At 27.4% G+C, this 5,313-nt stretch carries 6 protein-coding genes; 1 reads left to right on the plus strand and 5 read right to left on the minus strand.

Translation table 11 applies throughout. The annotated features are described in order from the left end of the window. Positions 1-481, minus strand: a 481-nt coding sequence (locus A9758_RS06035) for a flavin reductase family protein (protein ID WP_069776344.1), incomplete at its 3' end; no start/stop codon positions are given. Between the two features lie 102 nt (positions 482-583). Between A9758_RS06035 and A9758_RS06040 the strand changes: the two genes are divergently transcribed. Next, positions 584-2,527 (plus strand): FUSC family protein, encoded by a 1,944-nt coding sequence (locus A9758_RS06040; RefSeq protein ID WP_048059740.1) that lies wholly within the window; start codon positions 584-586, stop codon positions 2,525-2,527. A 41-nt stretch (positions 2,528-2,568) separates the two neighbouring features. On the opposite strand, the gene A9758_RS06045 is transcribed toward A9758_RS06040, so the two are convergent. The 4 genes from A9758_RS06045 to A9758_RS06060 form a co-directional block, all read right to left on the minus strand. After that, positions 2,569-3,243 (minus strand): hypothetical protein, encoded by a 675-nt coding sequence (locus A9758_RS06045; protein WP_011406520.1) that lies wholly within the window; start codon positions 3,241-3,243, stop codon positions 2,569-2,571. Positions 3,244-3,246: 3 nt separating this feature from the next. Continuing rightward, positions 3,247-3,588, minus strand: a complete 342-nt coding sequence (locus tag A9758_RS06050; protein ID WP_011406521.1) for a DUF2085 domain-containing protein — start codon at positions 3,586-3,588, stop codon at positions 3,247-3,249. Between the two features lie 62 nt (positions 3,589-3,650). After that, on the minus strand, positions 3,651-4,301 hold the full coding sequence (locus A9758_RS06055; RefSeq protein WP_011406522.1) for a hypothetical protein: 651 nt from the start codon (positions 4,299-4,301) through the stop codon (positions 3,651-3,653). Between the two features lie 91 nt (positions 4,302-4,392). Next, positions 4,393-4,878 (minus strand): hypothetical protein, encoded by a 486-nt coding sequence (locus tag A9758_RS06060; protein WP_011406523.1) that lies wholly within the window; start codon positions 4,876-4,878, stop codon positions 4,393-4,395. Between the last annotated feature and the right edge of the window lie 435 nt (positions 4,879-5,313).

A 5,313-nucleotide genomic window follows, 5' to 3' on the forward strand; every position in this document is an offset into this window, starting at 1 on the left:
GTAATATATTTATTTTATCCCAATTAATTGATTTATTATTATTTAAATATTTTTCATCACAGTGAACCTTTAATACTTCACCAAAAAACACATCATGTGTTCCAGGCTTTAGACATTCTACAACCCTACATTCAAAATTCACAGGACACATATCAATAAGTGGAGCATTAATTAGTGTTGCATCTGTTGTGGAAATATTTTCTAATTTATTAGTATCTCTACCAGATGTACTTCCCAAGTATTCTACTTCACTTTTAAGTTCTTCTGTTGCAATATTTACAACAAATTCTCCACTTTCTTTTATTATATGATGGGAATACCTAGTATGTAATATTGCTATCATTATTATTCTGGGATTAAAACTTACATTTGCTATAAATCCAATTGATAAAGCATTATCACGTCCATCTTTATCCCTACAGGAGATTATTACATGTGGCTCTGGATTTATAAAACTATTTGTTGTTGCATCTTTTTTCATAATAGTTATGTATGTTTTTATTAGAAATAAAATTATTTATCAATATGTGTCTATCAGTCATATGTAATGAGGAAATCTTAAAACTTAATAAGTAACATATATATGACTATAGAAAAAATAGTTGTTAGTTGTGTTAATATGAATATAAAACATAAAAATTTAATTGAAAAACTAGACTTACTTGTTTGTGATGATTTTCATCCAAATTATGTTAGTATTCTTATTATAACAACTATACTACTTATAACAACAACCTTTTTTCATTTAATAAATATACATAATGTGGATACTTTAATACTAATAACAGGTATTTTCATTGGAATTGTATTATCACTACCACTACCACTTACATATATTCGAAAAATAATGCTATTATTTCTTATAATGCTACCTATTGCAACAATTACAGCACTACTTAGTTGTATAAGTCCCATGATACAATTTATTTGTATATTATTATGGATATTATTCTTTGTAAGTTGTAATCTACTTGGAAATTCATTGAAAACCTTGAGTTTTGTGGGAGTATTGTATTATTTATACACATTCCACATAGCATTTAGTAACATAGACTTTAATATTACTCTATCAAGTATGTTATGGTATGGACTTGTTACAATACTTATTGTTATAATAGAATTTATGCCATATATACTCTACTGTTTATATAAACATGACCCTGTGGGACGTAAAATATTAACAAGTCTATTTAAAAATGAAGATAAGTTCTATAAAAAACTAGAAATACTCTATAAAACACATGATACATACACAAGTAATATGATATATGTAGCACTCCTTTTAAAATCAAATAAAAAGGTATGTGACTACCTATATAATCAATATAAAATAAGACAACTTGAAACATTAGATAAAATAACACAGACATTAACAAGTAACATTATAGAAATAATCAACACCCCACATAGACATGTTCTAGATACAGAAGAACTTGAAGACTTATATGCAACTACAACTGATATGAGAATAAAAAATCTAATAGACAGATACATAAAAGCATATGATGTATTTAATAATATACAAGAGGGTAAATACATACATCTAGATGTGGAAAAATCAATGAAAACCACATATAGACGTGATTATCTAACACTAGAAAATAATGATATTAGATATGGAATACAGTTTATGATAACATTCATATTATCACGTATAATTGACGTGTTTTTTGTAACATTTCATTCAACAACAATAACAACATCAGCACTATTTACAACAAAAAATACTCTAAGCTACACTGTAGATAAGATACTTATGAAGATATTTGGAAATATAATAGGACTAGTATTTGCAATTGTTGTATCAACTATCATAATACACTACAATCAACTATACCTACTTAACATACTATGTGTAATGTGTGTTCTACTATTATTTGGTTTTATACCAAATCATTCAGATAAGTCAGGATTTCTAGTAATGGCAACACTAGTATTTATATCAAAAAATCAATTTGTAGGCCTAAATAGAATTACATACGTGGTAATAGGATGTATGATATCACTTATTATTGGATATTATATCTTCCCAATACATGAGAAAATAAACATGACACAGACAGTTACTAAGAAAATAGGACATATCAATAACTTATTAGAAAATATACTAAAAACAGAATCTATTGAAGGAGAACTTCATGAAATATTTATAATTAATTCAAAGATAAAAACACACCTTGAAAGACTAGAAAATACATATCATCTAGAGAGTGAAGTAGAAGATATAAGAGAAATACATGCCATGACAAACAATCTACTTGAAGTTATAATTAATTTAAAACTAGAAATAAAAAATACACAAAGTAATAATCTAATAAAACAGGTAAATGAAAACTTCAAAACTTGCATAAATTCAATAGATTCTAATAAAACAATAAATATTAATGAAATTACAGTACCATTATCTAATAAAACACCACTTAGAGAGTATAATCTGTGGATTATGGAATATGCATCTATCATAGTAGATGAGATTAATAAATCAATTGAAAATGAGACATTTAAGAAATTAAATCAAAATCTATAAAAAAAAAGATAATTAGAGTGTAATATAACTACACTCCATTATTAAAATGAACGATAGTAACTTGCACCACGTGGACCATATATTATTCCATGTTTTGTTTTTTCATTATTTTTCACAGTAGTAGCATATGTATCATATTGTTCCTCTTCCATAATCTCAAGTGTATCTTGTTGTTTTTTAAGATAATATTCCTCTTTTTGTTGTTCATAGTTTTGGAAGTATTGTCTTTGTTCAAGTGTTAAATCATCTTCAATTCTAAGTTTTTTAAGAACACTACCATCTTCATGATAAATTTCTTTTATTGTATAATCACTATCATTACGTGTGAAGTTATATGGAACCATTGATAGATTTTCATTAAATTTAAATGTACCATTAGATGCAAATGCAAGACCACGAGTATATTCCTGATCTAAACGACAAACACTATTATTATCTGCCCTATTTATACAAAAAGTCTCTTGTAATCCTAAATCACCCTTATAAGTAGTTGTGTTACCATCAGAGTAGACAAATCTAAAATTTGTAGGATCAAATGGTTTTACACCAAAGGAATCATTTACTGAATTATTAACAGCATCAGCAACAGTATCTGCCACATTATCTGCAGATGAAGAGGAACTTCCCCCACCAAACATACCAATTATCATTAAAATAATAATTCCAAGACAACAACATCCTACACAACACATAGTATTATCATCATCATCGGCCATATCTTATCCTCCTAGTATTAATTTCTGGAAAACTAGACTAATGATTCTTGCCAACATCATAAGACCAACACCAGCCATAAGTCCTGTAACAAAACGTAGATTGTTGTTACTCTCACGCCAACCCCAAAGTTGTGTAAATCCATCAACACAACATGGAATAATAAGAGCTATAGCTATGTATACATGAAGCATTGTGTAGTTTATAGTTACAATATATCCATATGCAAGATAGATAAATGCACTAAGATATATTCCAGTACATCTTGCACAGAGAGGAAACTTATGATTTCGAAAATGAAATGAACGATCATCCCTATTGTGACAAAGAAAATTTCTAGCTTTCATTAAAAATATATATACTAATATAAAGTATTAAAAAGTTTCTATAAAAAAAAGGGGAGGTTAAATTAGAATGAACGATAATAACTCATACCATTTGGACCATAGATAATACCACGTTGTGTTTTAGGAGATGTTTGATAATTATATTCATCAAATTGTCTATCTTCAATAGCATCTAATTTATCTTGCTGTTTTTTATTATAATATGCTTCTTTTTGGCCCTCATAATCCTGGAAGTATTCACGTTCTTCTAGTGTTAAATCTTCATCTTCAATAAGTAACTTTTCAATTAAAGTACCATTACTATAATAAATTTCATTAACAGTGTAGTTAGAATCATTTCTTGAATGTGGTGCTGGAACCATTGAAAGATTATCCTTAAACTCAAATGTACCATTAGATGCATATGCAAGACCACGAACATACTCCTTTAAAAGAAGACATGTTGTATTATCAATACTATTTGTACAATATGCATATTTAAGTCCTAAATCACCCTTATACTTACTTGTATTTGAATTAGAGTATATGAATGTGAAGTTAGTAGGATTAAAATCAATTGGTTTTATTGTATCATCAGTAGTGTTGTTTATAACACTTGCCACAGTATCAGTTGATGAATCATCATAATTACCAAATATACCAGCAAGAATAAATATAACAACAACACAAGCTGCACAACATCCACCAATTACACCAAATGTATTACTACCCACATGTATCACCCCATTTTAAAATATTTTTTTGGTTAATAGAATATATAATAAAACTAGAATATAAAAAGAATGGTTTATAAAAAAAGAAAAATTAGGTTCTACTTTGCAGTACCTTTGCAATACCTAAAAGACGTTCTTTATCATCATTTGATAAAACATTATCCCCATTATCACAAAATTCTATACTACAAGAACAACACTCTGAATTAAGTACACTATGACCATACTCTCCAGGATAACTAAGTAAACCAACAGCACCAGTTGAATCATTAACAACTAAAAAATCATCATCAAATGGAACTTTCTGTCCATGCATCAGAGTATGACATGGAGCTTCACAACTATTTTGAACCCAAACCTTATACAATGGCTTTTCTTCCTGTATTGAAGCCCTTGTTAATTTAGAAGCATTACTTAAACCATTTCTTAAATGTTTTTTACGTGGAGAATACCACTTATAAGCATTTAACTGACCTTTAATATTTTCCTTGTTGTTATCTACATCTAATTTGTGTCTACAATTAACACAAAACTCAGATACAACCCTACTTTCATAATCACAATATGGACATTTCATCTATATTACCTTCTTAAAAAATAAAAAATCTATACCACTTTAAGATATATTACATCTTATTAATAAGAGTTGTGTATGAGGAGTGTTTGTCACTGTCAGAAGTTCAGTGGATATAACTTTTCATATTTTTTAAATCCCAAAATGCTAGTGTTAGTTTTGCTCGTGTTTTTTGCTCCTTTTAAACGTTTTCATTTTTCTTTTTATGTGTTTTAGCATTATTTTCAGAAACATATTTTCTAATTGGCTACTAGTCCTTTCTATTTTTGAATCTTCACAATTTTCTTTATGTTTTTGAGATATGGTTGTATAGTTTTTTAACATATCTCGATTATTGGTTTATAATAATTTTTTTTTATTATTTAAAATATCTTCAAGTATTTTTCTAGCATTTTTAATAGTCTGTGCATATATTATTAAATTTATCCTCTTCTTTTG

It is taken from the genome of Methanosphaera sp. A6 (assembly GCF_001729395.1).
In the GTDB taxonomy this organism is placed as follows: Archaea; Methanobacteriota; Methanobacteria; order Methanobacteriales; family Methanobacteriaceae; genus Methanosphaera; species Methanosphaera stadtmanae.